The organism is Calothrix sp. PCC 6303 (assembly GCF_000317435.1).
In the GTDB taxonomy this organism is placed as follows: Bacteria; Cyanobacteriota; Cyanobacteriia; order Cyanobacteriales; family Nostocaceae; genus PCC-6303.
In genome coordinates, this window is record NC_019751.1 from 80,042 (window position 1) to 96,522 (window position 16,481).

Consider the following 16,481-nt stretch of genomic DNA (forward strand, 5'->3'; position numbering starts at 1 on the left):
TACGGCGCGCATTCCTGTAGGCTAGTCTTTGTGTCAACACTAATCCCAACTCGGATCACTAAATAGTTGAATTACCAGTTCTTCACTTGCAGGTGGTACAGGACTAATACAAGCGCGAATCACGTCACCACCGACAATTTCTACAGTGCAAGCATGACAAGAACCCATCAAACAACCTGTTGGAATAAACACACCTACTTTATCAGCAACATCTAGTAGGGATTCTCCAACTTCGGCTTCAACTGTGATGTTATCAGGCAGAAAACGAATGCTAACAGACATAATAATTAGGGAATTTGGGAAATTAACTATGGCAAGCTTTGGGCAATCGTTAGGGTAAAACAAAACTTTGAGATTGCTTCGTTGCCCCATTACAACTTAAAAATACGGGGAGACGTTCCACCGAACGTCTCCATCTTCCTTAACCCAAAAATGCGGTTAAATCAAGATGTTTCTCCACTTCAACTGCTAAAGAATCTAAGAGATTTTCCCGTTGTTCACGGTAGTTTGAAACACCAGTAGGCAAGGATTTTAAACCACGTTGCTGACGTAAACGATTTAACCAAGCTCTACGCCAAGGACCATTATCAAATATACCGTGTAAATAGGTTCCCCAAACAGATTGACAATTATCAACTAAACCTAAATTAATATCATCAAACAATGCTTGGAAAGCTTGGTTATCTGTGCCTTGGATTTCGATTCGGGATCTTCCTTGGTGAATTTCAAAGCCAGTTACAGGTAAACCCATTTGGGGAAAATGGGAAGTAACTTGACGTTGACGGGCGATTTTTTGCCCAGTAATCACAGTTTTGATGGGTAATAGGTTCAATCCTTGATACCTACCCGCTTGTCCTTCAATACCTTCAGGATCGGCAATCATTTGTCCTAACATTTGATAGCCACCACAGATTCCTAAAACTGTACCACCAGATGCTGCATAATGTTGAATTGCTTCTGCCATGCCGCTTTTTTGCAGTAACATCAAATCGGGAATGGTGGTTTTGGTACCGGGAAGAATTACTGCATCCGGATGTCCTAAATCTTGTTTAGGGCTGAGATATTTAACTGATACAGTGGGTTCAGATTCTAGGGGATCAAAATCAGTAAAGTTGGAAATTCGAGGCAAACGAACCACAGCAATATTCAAATCACTGTTTTGTTTATCTGGTTTACGTTCGAGCAAATCTAGGGAATCTTCCGCAGGAAAAACCTGTTCCATGTAAGGAATAACACCTAAAACAGGAATTCCTGTACGTTCTTCTAACCATTTCAAGCCAGGTTCCAGAATTGATATTTGTCCTCGGAACTTGTTAATGACAATACCTTTAATCAGAGCGCGTTCATCGGGATCTAATAATTCTAAAGTCCCTACTACGTGAGCAAAAGCACCACCTCGTTCGATGTCAACTACCAAAATAGTTGCAGCATTGAGATGTTTTGCTATCCGCATGTTTGTTAAGTCGCGGTGTTTAAGGTTAATTTCCGCAGGACTTCCAGCACCTTCACAAACTAGTAAGTCAAATTCGGTTTGCAGGTGTTGTAAAGATTCTTCAATGGAGCGCCAGCCCAAATCAAAATATTGCTCATAATATTCATTGGCGTTAACTCTGCCAATAGGTTTACCCTTCATAATGACTTGGGATGTCATGTCACCTTGGGGTTTGAGCAAAATTGGGTTCATTTCTACCCAGGGTACCACTCCGGCAGCCCATGCTTGTACAGCTTGTGCGTAACCAATTTCACCACCAGTGGGAGTGACGTAGGAATTCAAAGCCATATTTTGACCCTTAAAAGGAGCCACCCGCCAACCACGTCGTGATAAAATGCGACAAATAGCTGTAGTTAAGAGTGATTTTCCTGCGTGGGATGTTGTTCCCACTACCATAATTGCTTTCATAATTTAACGTATGTATGAATTTTTCTAGATAAGGTCTGAATTTTAAAAACATAACTGTAACATAGCTAACAAAGCCAGAATGCGGAATTGCTGGATGTATGTCCTAGTGAATACTGCTAGTACAAACCTGAATCAGCACAAAGCTATGTTAAAGAATCTATAAACTTGGATGCACCCCTCCGTATTTATTGTTCCCTTTTATCTCTTCGTCTTAACTTTAATTTTCTAATTTTAGTGTTGTATTGAGACTTGTGGGTAATATTCCAACATGAAATACGGGAAATCAAAGCTAAAACCGAGTTTTCTAATTTCGCTATTTCCTTACTAACTAAGAATTACAATTTTCAACACCCACCTAGTTACTATGCTCAATTTGAGTAAAATTCGTCTGATTGCAACTGATATGGATGGAACGCTTACCACTAGAGGGAAGTTTAGCAGTAGGCTTTTAGAGACTTTTAATATTTTAAAGCTTCAGGGGATAGAAGTCTTAATTGTGACTGGTAGGAGTGCTGGATGGGTCAGCGGCATTGTAAACTATCTCGGTGTGGTGGGGGCTATAGCTGAAAATGGCGGACTATATTACCATGGTTCTTTTGAGAATGGATTAGCATTAACTTCAATTGCGAATATTACCGAACATCGCCACCAGTTACAAATAGCTTTTTCCCAACTCCAAACCAAATTTCCCCAAATCCGTGAGTCTACTGATAACCGCTTCCGCGTAACTGATTGGACTTTTGATGTTGCTGGGTTACATCGAGATGATTTAGTTATTCTCAAAAATATGTGTGAAGAAATGGGTTGGGGTTTGACTTATAGTACTGTACAGTGTCACATCAAACCCCAAGGGCAAGATAAAGCCATAGGTTTAGCGCGGGTTTTAGAGAAATATTTTCCCCAATACACAGTAAATCAAGTTGTGACTGTGGGTGATAGCCCTAATGATGAAAGTTTATTTGATGCTAGTTATTTTCCGTTGTCGGTGGGTGTGGCAAATATCTCGGAATATTTAGAAAGTTTACAGCATCGACCTGTGTATATTACTAAAGCAACCGAGGGTGAAGGGTTTTGCGAATTAGCAGAATTGATTCTTCAAAGCCTACTTAGCTAGGATTAATCTTTGCTTTATTTGTTGACTTTAATTGTGCAGGTTGTTCAAGACTACGGAAATATAAACCACCAACAATTATCCAAAAAACAATATACCCGATTGCTTGAACTAAGTAGAGTTTTTGGGTATAACCAAATAAAGTTTTGAGTAAGATACCGGGAAACTGACGATCTGGTAAAATGGTTGATAAATCCCAAATTTGAGTACCCAGAATACAGGAAGTGGTTTGTGTTGGGCAAAGGAAATTAGGACTAATGTGGCTATATGCGATCGCAGCTGCATCCAAATGACGGAAAACCGAAATCACTAATCCAGAAACAATTAACAGCAGCAGTATACCCATCGTTTGGAAAAACTGACTCAAATTGATGCGGATACTCCATTTAAACAGCAGCATCCCCACTAAAACAGCCATACTTAATCCAGCGATTGCCCCAAATACAGGTGTCCAACCTGTTTGAAACTTAGCGATGATAAATATAGCTGTTTCCAAACCTTCCCGAAACACAGCAATAAAAATCAGGCTAAAAATTCCCCAAGCTGCTCGATTATCATCCCCCAAAGCATTTTTAACAGAACTTTGGATTTCAGATTTCAGGAATTTGGCTTGTTGTGTCATCCAAATCAGCATCCAACTGAGCATACTAATGGCAATTACACCTAATCCAACTTCAAACAGTTGTTTGAAAACTGGTGCATACAGCAAATCAGATGTTTGTAAACCCTGGATTCCCATATTTAGGACTAAACCGACGGCAAAACTAGCTAAAGTCGCAGTCATGATTCCTAGATATACCCATCGATGCAATTTTTGCTGTTCAGCTTGCTGAAGATATGCAAAGACAATACCCACAACTAAAGCGGCTTCTACACCTTCTCTGAGGGTAATCAAGAAGGTTGGTAATGCAGAACTCCAATTCATATAACCAATTCATATAAATTTATATTATATTGCTTTTGTAGTATGTGTTTCTGGGGTTTACTAAAATTAAGCCGTTTAGATATAGGTTCAATGATCGCAGCATCAGATGTAACGGATTTAGAAGTGGAAAGTTAAATCTCAATTGTTCTCCCGCTTGCGATATGCTGGGAAAGTGGAGAAATATGCCAAATAAAAGTGAAGATGAAGCTGGCGGAACGTGTTAGTCAGGTAGCGCCTTCTATTACCTTAGCCATCGCAGCGAAAGCTAAGGCAATGAAGGCAGAAGGAATTGATGTTTGTAGCTTTAGCGCGGGGGAACCGGATTTTGATACCCCAAACCACATTAAAGCTGCGGCAGAGAAGGCTTTGGCAGAAGGCAAGACTAAATATGGTCCCGCTTCTGGTGAGCCTTTGTTACGAAATGCGATCGCGCACAAGCTCAAAACCGAAAATAATCTAGATTACAAAGCCGAAAATGTTATCGTCACCAATGGCGGTAAGCATTCTTTGTTTAATCTCATACTTGCGTTGATTGAAGCTGGGGACGAGGTAATTATCCCTGCACCCTACTGGTTGAGCTATCCAGAGATGGTGACACTGGCGGGTGGTAAGTCTGTAATTGTCCAGACAACTGCTGCAACTGGATATAAAATTACACCAGAACAGTTGCGACAAGCAATTACTCCAAAAACCAAGTTATTTATCCTCAATTCGCCATCCAATCCTACAGGGATGGTATATACCCCCGATGAGATGCTAGAACTAGCTAAAATCATCGTTGAAAAGGATATTTTAGTAGTTTCTGACGAAATTTACGAAAAGATTCTTTACGACGGTACAAAGCATATCAGCATCGGTTCGTTGAATGAGGAAATTTTCCGCCGCACCATTATTAGTAATGGTTTTGCCAAGGGTTACTCAATGACGGGTTGGCGGATTGGCTATTTAGCCGGACCATTAGAATTAATTAAGGCAACCATTACGATTCAAAGTCACAGCACATCAAATGTTTGTACTTTTGCCCAATATGGTGCTGTAGAAGCGTTATCGGGTTCCCAAGATTGCGTCGAGGAAATGCGACAAGCTTTTGCCAAGCGTCGGGAAGTCATGTTTAACCGCATCAACACTATTCCCGGTTTGAGTTGCCTTCAACCGGATGGTGCATTTTACTTGTTTCCAGATATCACGAAAACAGGATTAACATCGCTGGATTTTTCCAACGCTTTACTAGAATCGGAAAAAGTCGCAGTTATTCCCGGTATCGCCTTTGGTGCCGATGATAACATTCGTTTGTCCTATGCTACTGATATGGAAACAATTGAAAAAGGCATGGATAGGTTAGAGAAGTTTGTCAAATCCAAAATTTGATCTTTACCTGTTCCCTGTTCCCTATTCCCTGTTTGCTATCTACTGTTCCCTATTCCCTATTTCAAAAATCCCATTTCCTGCAAACCCTGACGTAACCTGACAGCTTCGTTAGGGTTATGGGTTTCGTGAAGAGAGATAGCTTTATTAAATGCTGGTAAAGCTGCCTTCACATTGCCAATTTTTAACCAAGCTACACCGAGATTTTGGTATGCATCGGCGTAGTTAGGGTTCAATTGTATGGCTTTCTGGTAAGATGCGATCGCATCCACAAACAAACCCATGGCTTTGAGTACTAATCCTAAATTATAATGACCAGCAGCAAAATTAGGATCAATACGAATTGTCATACTGTACGCCATTTTCGCATTTTTCAGATCACCAGCTTCTTTAAATAAGCTACCTAGGTTATTATACGCTCCCAATTTCAGCATCGGGAAAACAACTAGTTTAGTTGCCGCTTGATAATGAATCAAAGCTTGCTTAATATTTTGAGCATGAGTATAGCCAATTCCCAAATGATAATGTAACTCATACATTAAATCAGAATTTGCCTGTTTTGATGCAATTCCTCGCAACAGTAATTGAATTCCATCATTCACTCTACCCGACTCAATATATAATGCTCCCAACTTACTACAAACATAAGGATCATGATGATTATTGGCGATAAAATTCTCCATTGCTACTTGAGCCTTAGCAAATTTATCTTGTTGATTAATTATGTCCTTTTGGTATCCATCATGTAAAATACCCACCTCTGTTAAATGACCAATTTGCCAATAAGGTTCTTTGTGTAAAATCTCACTAATACTATCATCTACAATCGCATGATATGGACGTGTAAAACTAATTTCCGGATGTCTCCGAAACAGCCTAGAAACTAATGAATATGGTGATTGATGAGCGCCAATTTCTTGACGCAGTAAATTAATTAATATGTAATCATCCATCTTCATCACTTCTTGAATATGTGGGATGATTTTTGGTGATAAAACTTCATCTGCATCCAAAACTAAAATCCAGTCACCTGTCGCATATTTCAGCGCTTCATTCCTTGCCACACTAAAATCATGATTCCATCCATAACTTTCTACTCTTGCCCCAAAACTTTGAGCAATTTCGATAGTTTTATCTTCAGAACCCGTATCCACTATGATAATTTCATCAATCAGATTTTTCGCACTGTTAAGACATTTAGCCAGCCGACTTTCTTCATCCTTAACAATCATGCATAAACTAAGTTTTGTCATAGTTATTAATCTTTCTGTTTTTGCATAAAACTATTACCAGACGGCTGTAACATAATTACCATAATTATGATTAACTTGATTCTCCAAAGATGTCGTATGACCGACAAACCTTCATCATATTTTATCAAGATTTGTGGTATACATTAGTCATTTTCAGTTAATCCCAGTTAAGTATAGCATCACCCAATATTTTTACAGGTAAAATTTTCCTTTTCTCATCTACATAATATCTCAGGAGTATTCCGAGTGAATTCCAGCCTTATCCTATCCAACATTCTTAATCCACCAGTGTTGTTTTTCTTTCTGGGGATGTTAGCTATATTTGTCAAATCAGACTTAGAAATCCCGGCACCATTACCAAAATTATTCTCCCTCTATTTACTTTTAGCAATTGGATTTAAAGGTGGTTATGAATTAGGTGAGAGTGGCATTAGTCAGGAGGTATTAATAACACTATTCGCCGCTGTAGTTATGGCTTGTGGAATCCCTATTTATTCATTCTTTATTCTCAAAATTAAGCTTGATACCTATAATGCAGCCGCAATTGCTGCAACCTATGGTTCTACTAGTGCCGTGACTTTTATTACTGCTCAATCATTTTTAAAGGTTTTAAATATCAACACTAATGGCTATATGGTAGCAGCATTAGCCTTGATGGAATCCCCTGCGATTATTATGGGAATTTTATTAATTAAAATATTTAACCGCAATAAAACTGAAGAAACAGAAAATCAAACTGGATTTTGGCAAGAAGTATTAAAGGAAGCATTTTTGAATGGTTCAGTTTTTTTATTAATTGGTAGTGTGATTATTGGAATTTTAACCGGTGAAAAAGGTTGGGAAAAATTACAACCCTTTACTCAAGGTATTTTTTACGGAGTCTTATCCTTTTTCTTATTAGATATGGGGATGGTTGCAGCACGTCGCATCAAAGATTTGGGTAATACAGGTTCCTTTCTAATTATATTCTCCATACTTATGCCTGTTGCTAATGCAATTGTCGGGATAATTATCGCTAAAGTTATTGGTATTCCCCAGGGAAATGCTCTATTATTCGCTGTTTTGTGCGCTAGTGCTTCCTATATAGCAGTTCCTGCTGCAATGAGGATTACAGTTCCGGAAGCAAACCCCAGTTTGTATGTATCAATGGCTTTAGCATTAACTTTTCCCTTTAATATCATTGTGGGAATTCCTTTGTATATGAATATTGTCAAAGCTATAGGAATTGGTATGTAGAATTGTTCAGGTTGCTAAAATTTGTACTTTTCAGGAAAAGAATTAGTTTTTTTGAATATTTTGGTTTGCTAAGAGGGATTTTTCATAGCTTCAATAACACGCAGATTTAGAAAGACATCATATCTATAGGGCTACTATAGGGCTACTATTTGATTTTTTCCTGTACTGATTTATTTTATTTTTTTATAGTCACAAATTCAATATTTACTTGTTAGACTTAACAGTAAATAAAGATAGTTCCTATGTCAATTTTTAAATCTTCTGCCAAAAACCAGAAACCTCAACCATTTTCCGAAAAAATAGCCAATTTGTGGAGTAGTAGCTACCTGCGATTTCTGAAAACTCCTGAACGCGCTTTAACAGATGCTTATGAAGCCGCAAAAAATATTGAAAAGATAGAAATTGCTCATTTCAATAATCAAAAAATATCTGCCAATATAGAAAAGTACTCTCCAAATATTATGTCTTATTGGATTACCTGCCGCAATCGTAGTCTGCTAACTATCAGAATTAGACTTGCAGAGTTTAATGCTAGTCGTTATTTATCTAAGGTTGGTGATGCCGAAGTCTTAGGAAAATTAAAATTTATTGATGAAATCACTAGTAAGTACAACATTGATGACGAAAATAATAATATATCAAACCCCTTAAAATCAGAGTATAAAAACCAAAAAAAATCTGGGAATAATTCATCAGAATCGACATTTAGCAAAACAGGAGTTATCCCTAAATCATTGGGCAGAACTATTAATAGAGTTAGGGAAGATTTTTCTCAAGATGCAGAGGTAAAATTTGTTAATAAATATCGTGTTTCTCAAAATAGGACTAGAATAGCAATTAAGTTCTTACTAGTTGTTGTAATTGTTCCTTTGTTAACACAGCAATTATCAAAACAATTATTACTTAATTTCGTTATTAAAGAATCTAGAGGTGGAGACTATATTCGAGTTTTTCTCAACCAGGAAATGGAAGAAACCGCGTTGAAAGAACTAAGTATTTTTGAGAAAGATTTGCAGTTTAAAAACTTACTTAAAGTATCGCCAAAACTTTCATCAGTAGAAATTGAAACCAAAGTTAAAGAAAAAGCTGGTGAAATTTATCAAAATTTTTTACTTCAAAGTAATAGTGCAATTAGTAACGTTTTTGCTGATGTAATGTCATTAGTAGCATTTGCCGTGGTAATTGCAACTAACCGCAGGGCAATACAATTTGTCAAGGACTTTATGGATGAAATTGTCTATACATTAAGTGATAGCGCCAAAGCATTTTTAATTATCCTATTCACAGATATTTTTGTTGGTTTCCATTCACCTCATGGATGGGAAGTATTATTAGATAGTTTTGCCAAGCATTTGGGTTTACCTGCAAATCAAAGCGTGATTTTCTTCTTTATTGCCACATTTCCAGTGATTTTAAATACTATTTTCAAATATTGGATATTTCGTTATCTAAGTCGTTTGTCTCCTTCAGCTTTGGCAACACTCAAAGAAATGGATGAATAGATAGAAGAAGGATAAAATTGTGCCTGTGCTTGTCAAATATGTGTTTTTTTTTGTAGGTTGGATGTATTAATATTTGAATTGGTATTATATTGTGGCGTTAAATTATAGTGATGCATTTGTTGTATTTGCATCTGTGAAGATTGCAAAATTAACCAGCTTCTACACAGAGATTTTGGGACAAGCACCGAAAAAATATATTCCCAATATTTACACAGAGTTTCAGCTTCCTGGTGTGAAGTTGGGAATTTTTAAACCTAAATCTGACCATGAACTTGAATTCTCCAACTCAAATCACAGTAAGATGAGTTTGTGCTTAGAAGTGGAAAATTTAGAGAATGCGATCGCATACCTGGAAAAATTGGACTGTACCATAGCCCAACCAATCACCATTGCTTCCCACGGTAGGGAAATTTATGCTTTTGATCCTGATGGAAACCGAATCATCTTACACGAACAGATAATCTCAAATAACTAAGTTAAAATTAATTAAAATAAACATGGGCTTTACACGTAACTATAAATTAAACACCATCCAATGGTACCCCGGTCATATCGCCAAAGCTGAAAGGAAACTCAAAGAACAGTTAAAGCTTGTAGATGTGGTTTTGGAAGTACGAGATGCAAGAATTCCCCTAGCTACACAACACCCCCAACTCAACGAGTGGATTGGAACTAAAAAACGAGTTTTAGTCATTAACAAAGTAGATATGGTGACACCAGCAATTCGTAATGTATGGATAGATTGGTTCAAAAGTCAAGGAGAAACACCATATTTTACCAATTCTCAACAAGGGAATGGAATAGACGCTCTCGGTAAAGCTGCCCAAGCTGCTGGTGTAGAACTTAACCAACGTCGTCACAACCGAGGAATGTTATCTCGTCCCGTGCGTGCGGTGGTAATTGGCTTTCCCAACGTTGGCAAATCAGCCTTAATCAATCGCTTATTAAAAAAACGAGTAGTTGAAAGTGCAAACCGTCCTGGAGTTACGCGATCGCTTCGTTGGGTGAGAATCTCTGATCAAATTGAACTACTAGATGCTCCCGGAGTCATCCCCCTAAAGTTAGAAGATCAAGAAGCTGCCTTAAAACTAGCTATTTGCGACGATATTGGGGATGCTTCCTACGACAATCAACTAGTTGCCTCTGCATTTATTGATACACTAACTTACTTTGAAGCTGTAGCCACAGAATTACTACCTCCAAACCCTCTACAAACACGTTATGAATTTGAAACCACCGACTACACAGGAGACGTATATTTACACGCTTTAGCAGAATTCCGCTACAACGGAGATGTTGAACGTGCAGCAAGACAAATTCTCACCGATTTCCGCAAAGGATTATTAGGAAAAATCCCCCTAGAATTACCACCAAATTAACTAATACACCCATCGGATTTATAATTTAACAATGGTTAAACCTAAAAATAGCCTATATCGCGGACATCCAATCGAAAAAGTTGGTCATGGAAAAAGAGCGGTATTTCAAACAACTATTAACGAAAAAGAATGGTCTGCTGCAACAGAATCAGAGGTGAAAGCAGCAATTGACGTTTGGATAGATCAAGGAATCGAACCTTAGGGACTTCCAGAAAATAAAATATCCTCTGGTTTGGATATCTTGCCCGAAATCAAAGGTAGGGATACTTATTCCACAACAGAAAATTGGATAATTATTTAACAAAATTGGAGGGGCTAATTCCCCGGCGCAATACTTTAAGGGACTTCCAAAGAATAAATTATTCCAAAAAAAGGAAAAGACAGGTTGATTTAAAGAATGATAATCATTTTGAGGGGGAGAAAAGGGTTTGCCGTCGGCAAGCCCTTTTCTCCCCCTCATTTATGCATAAGAGTCTATACACTTGTTATTTGAAGTTAAACAGTGTAAATAAGGGATATTTTGCCGCTAAATAAATGTTGCTATTAAAATGAAATCACGTTTGTTTTACTACAACAAATATCAATAAACCAATTACCTAAATTTGGGAAAACTTCATGATTAGAATCGGTTAGCCGCTCAATCTGTTTTTCGATTTGAGCCATAGCTTTTTTTGTAAGCTTTACCCCATTCTCATAAGTTTCGTGTACTAGCTTAACGACTGGATGTTTCCCGTTCCATTTCATAGTGCTAGCAAAATTTAAAGCCGTTTCTAGTTCATCTAAAATACTCCCATTCCAATGATTTTCTAGTACTGCCCATGTCCTTTCTATTGGATTGTATTTACTATGATAGGGAGGATAATAAGCTAAACGTATATTTACTTGATGTTTGTGAGCAAACTCTACTATACGTTTCATAAATTGGGTACGCCGCGAACTATTCTGCGGACCATTATCTTGATTCAGAAGTAGTGTTTTAACTTCAGAAAAACGATGCTTTTCACAAGACCAAAAATCTTCTAGAATATCAACGATAAAATCACTTGTAACTTTTCGATTCTGTAAAGTACAAAAATAACTCGTCAAGCTCTGGAAGAAATATTCCATAAGGAGTTACAGTTGTTTTCGGATTATAATCATGGTCTGATGCTTTCACCCCATCCCGGCTTTTACCCCCTCGGTCAAATGAGCCGATCTTAACACAGGCTTTTCCGTCCATGCTTAGACGTAAAACACTCTTATCTTCATCTGCATCTTTATTTACTACATCTAATTGCTCAAAGATTGCATCAGTTTGTGGGATTTTTTTTGAGGCTGAACTTTCTTTACCCTTCTGAGCTTATAACCTAAATTATTTAATTTGACTCGAATTGTTTCTGATGTATGTAACTTTTCATCACTATAACCAGACTTTTCGATTAATTGCTTTCTAACTTCGGCTGCACTGAGTCTAGTATATAGTCTTTGACTTTTAAAACTCGGATCGGTTTGACTATAGAAGTCAACTATTTTTTTGATATCTTCTAAAAGATTTGGCAGATGTTCTTCTGCTTTGTAACGTCCTTTGCCACTCATGTTATCAACACAAGTAATACCGCTTTTTAATTCTCTTGTTCCTTTGCGAATTGTGTCTCGATTCCATCCTAATTCTGATTGTGCAAGTCTTTGCCCTCCTAAACCTAAGCTTTGAACTGTCGAAGCCATAAATCTACGCTTTTCTGCACCTTTTAATTGAGATGCAGTTTCAATGAACAACTTTTTCAGAGAATCAGTTAATACTATAGTCACCAGTTGCTACACTCAAAAACTCAGTCATTATTCAAATTACTACAAAAGGGGGATGAAGGGGCTGCCGTCGGCAGCCCCTTCATCCCCCTTTAAAATGATTATCATTATTTCCAATGGAATAGTTTATTTTCTGGAAGTCCCTTAGCTATTAGACGGCGGTTTCAACCGTTGGCGGGCGTGGGATTATAGAAAATCTAGGGAATTCAATACTTGTGTGTACACCGTAGGCGCTTTGGGGAGGGTGGGCTTTAGCACGGGTGGCGTTGCATTTCACCCAAAGTGGATCTAAATAACTATTTTGACGCTATCATGAAAACGATTCCCATTCTTTAATAACATGGTCAGTTTCTTAAACCAGTCCAACCAAAGCTTGAACCAACAGGATAACGACAAATTGCAACGAATTCGCCACACCTGCGCCCATATTATGGCGATGGCAGTGCAAAAGCTGTATCCGGGGACAAAAGTTGCGATAGGTCCGGTAACGGAAGCAGGTTTTTTCTACGATTTTGATAGTGCTGTTAGCTTTACCCCCGATAATTTGCCCAAAATTACCAAGGAAATGCGGCGAATTATTAAAGCTAACTTGCCAATTATTCAGGAAGTAGTAAATAGAGAAGAAATTAAAGCCGAGATTATCGCGTTGGGAGAACCTTATAAATTAGAAATTCTCGACAGCATTCCTGAAGTAGAAGTCATCACCCGCTACTTTATTGGCAGTCCTGATGTTGGCAAATTAACAAATACTGATGTTCAAATAGAACCCTCTTTGTTAGAACCTGTGATTATTCCTCCCAAAATTTACTGGTGGGATTTGTGCGCTGGTCCCCATGTCAATTTTACAGGTGAAGTTAATCCAGATGCTTTTGCATTAGAAAGTATTGCTGGTGCTTATTGGCGTGGTGATGAGACTAAACCCATGCTGCAACGCATCTATGGAACTGCTTGGGAAACTCCAGAACAATTACAAACATACCTCAAGCAAAAAGAAGAAGCCTTAAAACGTGACCATCGTAAATTAGGGCAGGAATTAAAACTTTTTAGTATTCAAGATTCTGCTGGTGGTGGTTTAGTGTTTTGGCATCCACGGGGGGCTAAAATTCGCTATATTATCGAAGATTACTGGCGCAAAGCCCATCTAGAATCAGGCTATGAATTACTTTACACTCCTCATGTAGCCAATCTAGATTTATGGAAAACATCTGGACATTTTGATTTCTATAAAGAGAGTATGTTTGACTCTATGGAAGTCGAAAATCAGGCTTATCAAATCAAGCCCATGAACTGTCCATTTCATGTTTTGACTTATAAAGATGAACTTCATTCTTACCGAGAATTACCTTTGCGTTGGGCAGAATTAGGAACAGTTTACCGCTATGAACGTTCGGGGGCATTGCATGGGTTGATGAGAGTGCGAGGCTTTACCCAAGATGATGCTCACGTTTTTTGTTTGCCCGATCAAATATCTGATGAAATTTTGAGGGTTTTAAATCTGATACAGCAGATTTTATCTGATTTTGGATTTAAGGATTATGAGGTTAATCTTTCAACTCGTCCAGAAAAATCAGTGGGAGAAGATGAAGTTTGGGAATTAGCAACAGATGCTTTAATTGAGGCATTAAATACTAAAGGCTGGAATTATATTGTCGATGAAGGTGGTGGTGCTTTTTATGGTCCAAAAATTGATATTAAAATCAAAGATGCAATTGGTCGCTTGTGGCAATGTTCCACCATTCAGGTAGATTTTAACTTACCTGAGCGCTTTGATCTGGAGTACGTTGCGGCTGATGGCATCAGAAAACGACCAATTATGATTCACCGGGCGATTTTTGGCTCTTTAGAACGCTTTTTTGGGATTTTAATTGAAAATTATGCAGGTGATTTTCCTTTGTGGTTAGCACCAGTACAAGTGCGATTATTACCTGTGAGTGAGGAAGCGCGAGATTATGCTTTGTCAGTAGTCAATACTTTGAAACAAGCTGGTTTTCGAGCAGAAATTGACCAAAGTGGAGATCGTTTAGGAAAAATAATTCGTACAGCCGAATTAGAAAAAATCCCGGTTGTTGCTGTAATTGGCAAGAAAGAAATTGAAACCCAAACTCTGAGCGTTAGAAGCAGAATGGCTGGTGATTTGGGAACAATCAATCTGGCTGAGTTACAGCAGAAAATGCAACAAGTAATTGAGAGTAAGAATTCTTTTTAATTTCTGCAATTAGTTCATTCATATCTAACGAAAAAATGAATTTATTTTCTCGTAGTAAAACGAAGTCAAATCCAGCGAAGACTGAAGAAGTAAAAAATTGGATTTATCAAATATTGGAGATAAATTCAGATATACCTATCTCAATTAGTCAATTACATTGTACAGAAGCTGGGTGTCCTCCACTAGAAACAGTAATTGCTATTATGACCAATCCTGTTAAACAGTGTAAAATCCATAAGTCATTGGATGAGATTAGTTATACAGATATTGTTGAAGCGAGTAAAGTGATTCTGTAATTTCAAGGATGCTGATAATCAGCAGTATATAGGGAGAGATATGTGGTATGTGAATCCGATTTGATGATTGAAAAAATTTAACTATTACGCCGTAAGTCCCCCATCTGAATTCTGTACCCAGAATCAGTGGCGGGATATAAGGCGGTTGATAAGGATTGCATCTAATATTGATTTTTTGCATAGCAAAGAGAAATATTAGATGTATGACGAATCAACAATTATTTGATTTCCATCGGTTATCAGAAAATACATATCATGGTAAGATAGATATACCAAGGAGGTGATGTTGAGTGTCACATAAGGTAGTACAAGTTCGTTTATATCCGTCACAAGAACAGCAAATTCAATTAGCTCAAGCTTTTGGCTGCGCTCGTTGGTGGTGGAATTATGCCCTAAATAAGTCAATTGAGACTTATAAAGAAACAGGGAAAGGGCTTACTCGTGCAGCACTCAACGCATTTCTCCCGACCCTCAAAAAAGCAGAAGATACTATTTGGTTGGCTGATTGTTATAGCCAAGTTTTACAAGCTACAACACTGAATCTAACCACCGCATACAAAAACTTCTTTGAGAAACGTGCTGGATTCCCTAAGTTCAAATCTCGGCACGGAAAACAGTCTGTTCAGTATCCTCAGAACGTCAAAATTGTCGATGGTAATATCAAACTTCCAGGCAACATTGGAATAATCAAAGCCAAAATACATCGGCTAATTGAGGGGAAAATAAAGACTGTAACTGTTAGCAAAACGCCTTCTGGCAAATACCTTGCCTCTATCTTGACTGAAATAGATGGCGGGAATCCAGTTATTTCAGAAGGTAAAATATATGGGATTGATCTAGGGTTGAAACATTTCGCTGTTGTAACCGATGGTGAAAAGATATCCAAATACGATAACCCTAAACACCTTGCCAAGTACGAAAAGAACCTCAAGCGTAAACAAAAAAAGTTAGCCCGTAAACAAAAAGGGAGTAACTCGAGAAATAGATATAGAAAAGTTGTTGCCAAAGTGTACGAACGGGTTAGTAACTCCAGGCAGGATTTTCTACATAAACTTAGTTATAAGTTGGTCAGCGATAGCCAAGCTGTCATAGTAGAGAATCTTCATGTCAAAGGCATGGTACGTAATCACAAATTGGCGAAATCAATATCTGATGCAGGGTGGGGAACATTTACCAACTTTTTAGCCTATAAGCTAGAACGCAAGGGTGGAAAGTTGGTTGAAATTGATAGATGGTTTCCCAGTTCTAAACTCTGCTCTAATTGTTTCTATCAAGTAAGTGAGATGCCTTTAGAGGTGAGGGAGTGGACTTGTCCTCATTGTGGCACTCATCATGATAGAGATGGAAATGCAGCCATAAATATTAGAGCCGAAGGCATCAGAATGATAAAGGCGGAAGGTTCAGCCGTCTCTGCTGTAGGAGGGGAAGTCAGTCCTAAACTTGGACGAAAGTCTAGGTTTGGGCATTCCCCCGTGATTACAGAAGCCGACACTGTACTTGGTACTCCAAGTCAGTGTAGGTAG

14 protein-coding genes and 1 pseudogene are annotated in these 16,481 nt (G+C 38.0%); 10 read left to right on the plus strand and 5 right to left on the minus strand.

Annotation, left to right across the window (positions count from 1 at the left end; all coding sequences use genetic code 11):
* Positions 1-39: 39 nt before the first annotated feature.
* Together CAL6303_RS00320 and cobQ are read right to left on the minus strand one after the other, a co-directional pair.
* Positions 40-282, minus strand: coding sequence for a 2Fe-2S iron-sulfur cluster-binding protein (locus CAL6303_RS00320; RefSeq protein WP_015195835.1), 243 nt, complete (start codon positions 280-282; stop codon positions 40-42).
* A 139-nt stretch (positions 283-421) separates the two neighbouring features.
* Positions 422-1,900 carry a cobyric acid synthase CobQ gene (cobQ, locus tag CAL6303_RS00325; RefSeq protein ID WP_015195836.1) on the minus strand — a complete coding sequence of 493 codons (1,479 nt, stop codon included), beginning with the start codon at positions 1,898-1,900 and terminating at the stop codon, positions 422-424.
* A 364-nt stretch (positions 1,901-2,264) separates the two neighbouring features.
* Here cobQ and CAL6303_RS00330 point away from each other — a divergent pair, with 364 nt between their 5' ends.
* The gene (locus CAL6303_RS00330) at positions 2,265-3,014 is read left to right on the plus strand and encodes an HAD-IIB family hydrolase (RefSeq protein ID WP_015195837.1); all 750 of its coding nucleotides are present in this window, start codon (positions 2,265-2,267) and stop codon (positions 3,012-3,014) included.
* On the opposite strand, the gene CAL6303_RS00335 is transcribed toward CAL6303_RS00330, so the two are convergent.
* On the minus strand, positions 3,007-3,936 hold the full coding sequence (locus tag CAL6303_RS00335; RefSeq protein WP_015195838.1) for an FTR1 family iron permease: 930 nt from the start codon (positions 3,934-3,936) through the stop codon (positions 3,007-3,009). The two genes, CAL6303_RS00330 and CAL6303_RS00335, sit on opposite strands and share 8 nt — an antisense overlap.
* Before the next feature lie 201 nt (positions 3,937-4,137).
* Between CAL6303_RS00335 and CAL6303_RS00340 the strand changes: the two genes are divergently transcribed.
* Positions 4,138-5,304: a pyridoxal phosphate-dependent aminotransferase gene (locus CAL6303_RS00340; RefSeq protein WP_015195840.1), complete on the plus strand. Its 1,167-nt coding sequence runs from the start codon at positions 4,138-4,140 to the stop codon at positions 5,302-5,304.
* Between the two features lie 56 nt (positions 5,305-5,360).
* Here CAL6303_RS00340 and CAL6303_RS00345 read toward each other — a convergent pair whose 3' ends face one another.
* Positions 5,361-6,533, minus strand: a complete 1,173-nt coding sequence (locus CAL6303_RS00345; protein ID WP_015195841.1) for a glycosyltransferase — start codon at positions 6,531-6,533, stop codon at positions 5,361-5,363.
* A gap of 267 nt (positions 6,534-6,800) precedes the next feature.
* Here CAL6303_RS00345 and CAL6303_RS00350 point away from each other — a divergent pair, with 267 nt between their 5' ends.
* From CAL6303_RS00350 to CAL6303_RS30605, 5 genes are all read left to right on the plus strand, one after another.
* Complete coding sequence (locus CAL6303_RS00350) at positions 6,801-7,790, plus strand: sodium-dependent bicarbonate transport family permease (protein ID WP_015195842.1); 990 nt, start codon at positions 6,801-6,803, stop codon at positions 7,788-7,790.
* A gap of 242 nt (positions 7,791-8,032) precedes the next feature.
* Positions 8,033-9,292: an envelope membrane protein gene (locus CAL6303_RS00355; RefSeq protein WP_015195843.1), complete on the plus strand. Its 1,260-nt coding sequence runs from the start codon at positions 8,033-8,035 to the stop codon at positions 9,290-9,292.
* A gap of 91 nt (positions 9,293-9,383) precedes the next feature.
* Complete coding sequence (locus CAL6303_RS00360; protein ID WP_015195844.1) at positions 9,384-9,767, plus strand: VOC family protein; 384 nt, start codon at positions 9,384-9,386, stop codon at positions 9,765-9,767.
* A gap of 22 nt (positions 9,768-9,789) precedes the next feature.
* Positions 9,790-10,671: a ribosome biogenesis GTPase YlqF gene (gene ylqF, locus CAL6303_RS00365; protein WP_015195845.1), complete on the plus strand. Its 882-nt coding sequence runs from the start codon at positions 9,790-9,792 to the stop codon at positions 10,669-10,671.
* A gap of 31 nt (positions 10,672-10,702) precedes the next feature.
* Positions 10,703-10,873 (plus strand): hypothetical protein, encoded by a 171-nt coding sequence (locus CAL6303_RS30605; protein WP_015195846.1) that lies wholly within the window; start codon positions 10,703-10,705, stop codon positions 10,871-10,873.
* 341 nt (positions 10,874-11,214) lie between these two features.
* On the opposite strand, the pseudogene CAL6303_RS31670 reads toward CAL6303_RS30605, so the two are convergent.
* Positions 11,215-12,453: pseudogene (locus CAL6303_RS31670) on the minus strand (ISAzo13 family transposase).
* Positions 12,454-12,796: 343 nt separating this feature from the next.
* Between CAL6303_RS31670 and thrS the strand changes: the two are divergent.
* The 3 genes from thrS to CAL6303_RS00390 all read left to right on the plus strand — a co-directional run bounded on the left by thrS (position 12,797) and on the right by CAL6303_RS00390 (position 16,481).
* Positions 12,797-14,662 carry a threonine--tRNA ligase gene (thrS, locus tag CAL6303_RS00380; protein WP_015195847.1) on the plus strand — a complete coding sequence of 622 codons (1,866 nt, stop codon included), beginning with the start codon at positions 12,797-12,799 and terminating at the stop codon, positions 14,660-14,662.
* Between the two features lie 35 nt (positions 14,663-14,697).
* Entirely contained in the window at positions 14,698-14,958 is a 261-nt protein-coding gene (locus tag CAL6303_RS00385; RefSeq protein ID WP_015195848.1) for a hypothetical protein, read from the plus strand.
* 290 nt (positions 14,959-15,248) lie between these two features.
* A complete protein-coding gene (locus CAL6303_RS00390; protein ID WP_015195849.1) occupies positions 15,249-16,481 on the plus strand; it encodes an RNA-guided endonuclease InsQ/TnpB family protein in 1,233 nt (410 codons plus the stop codon).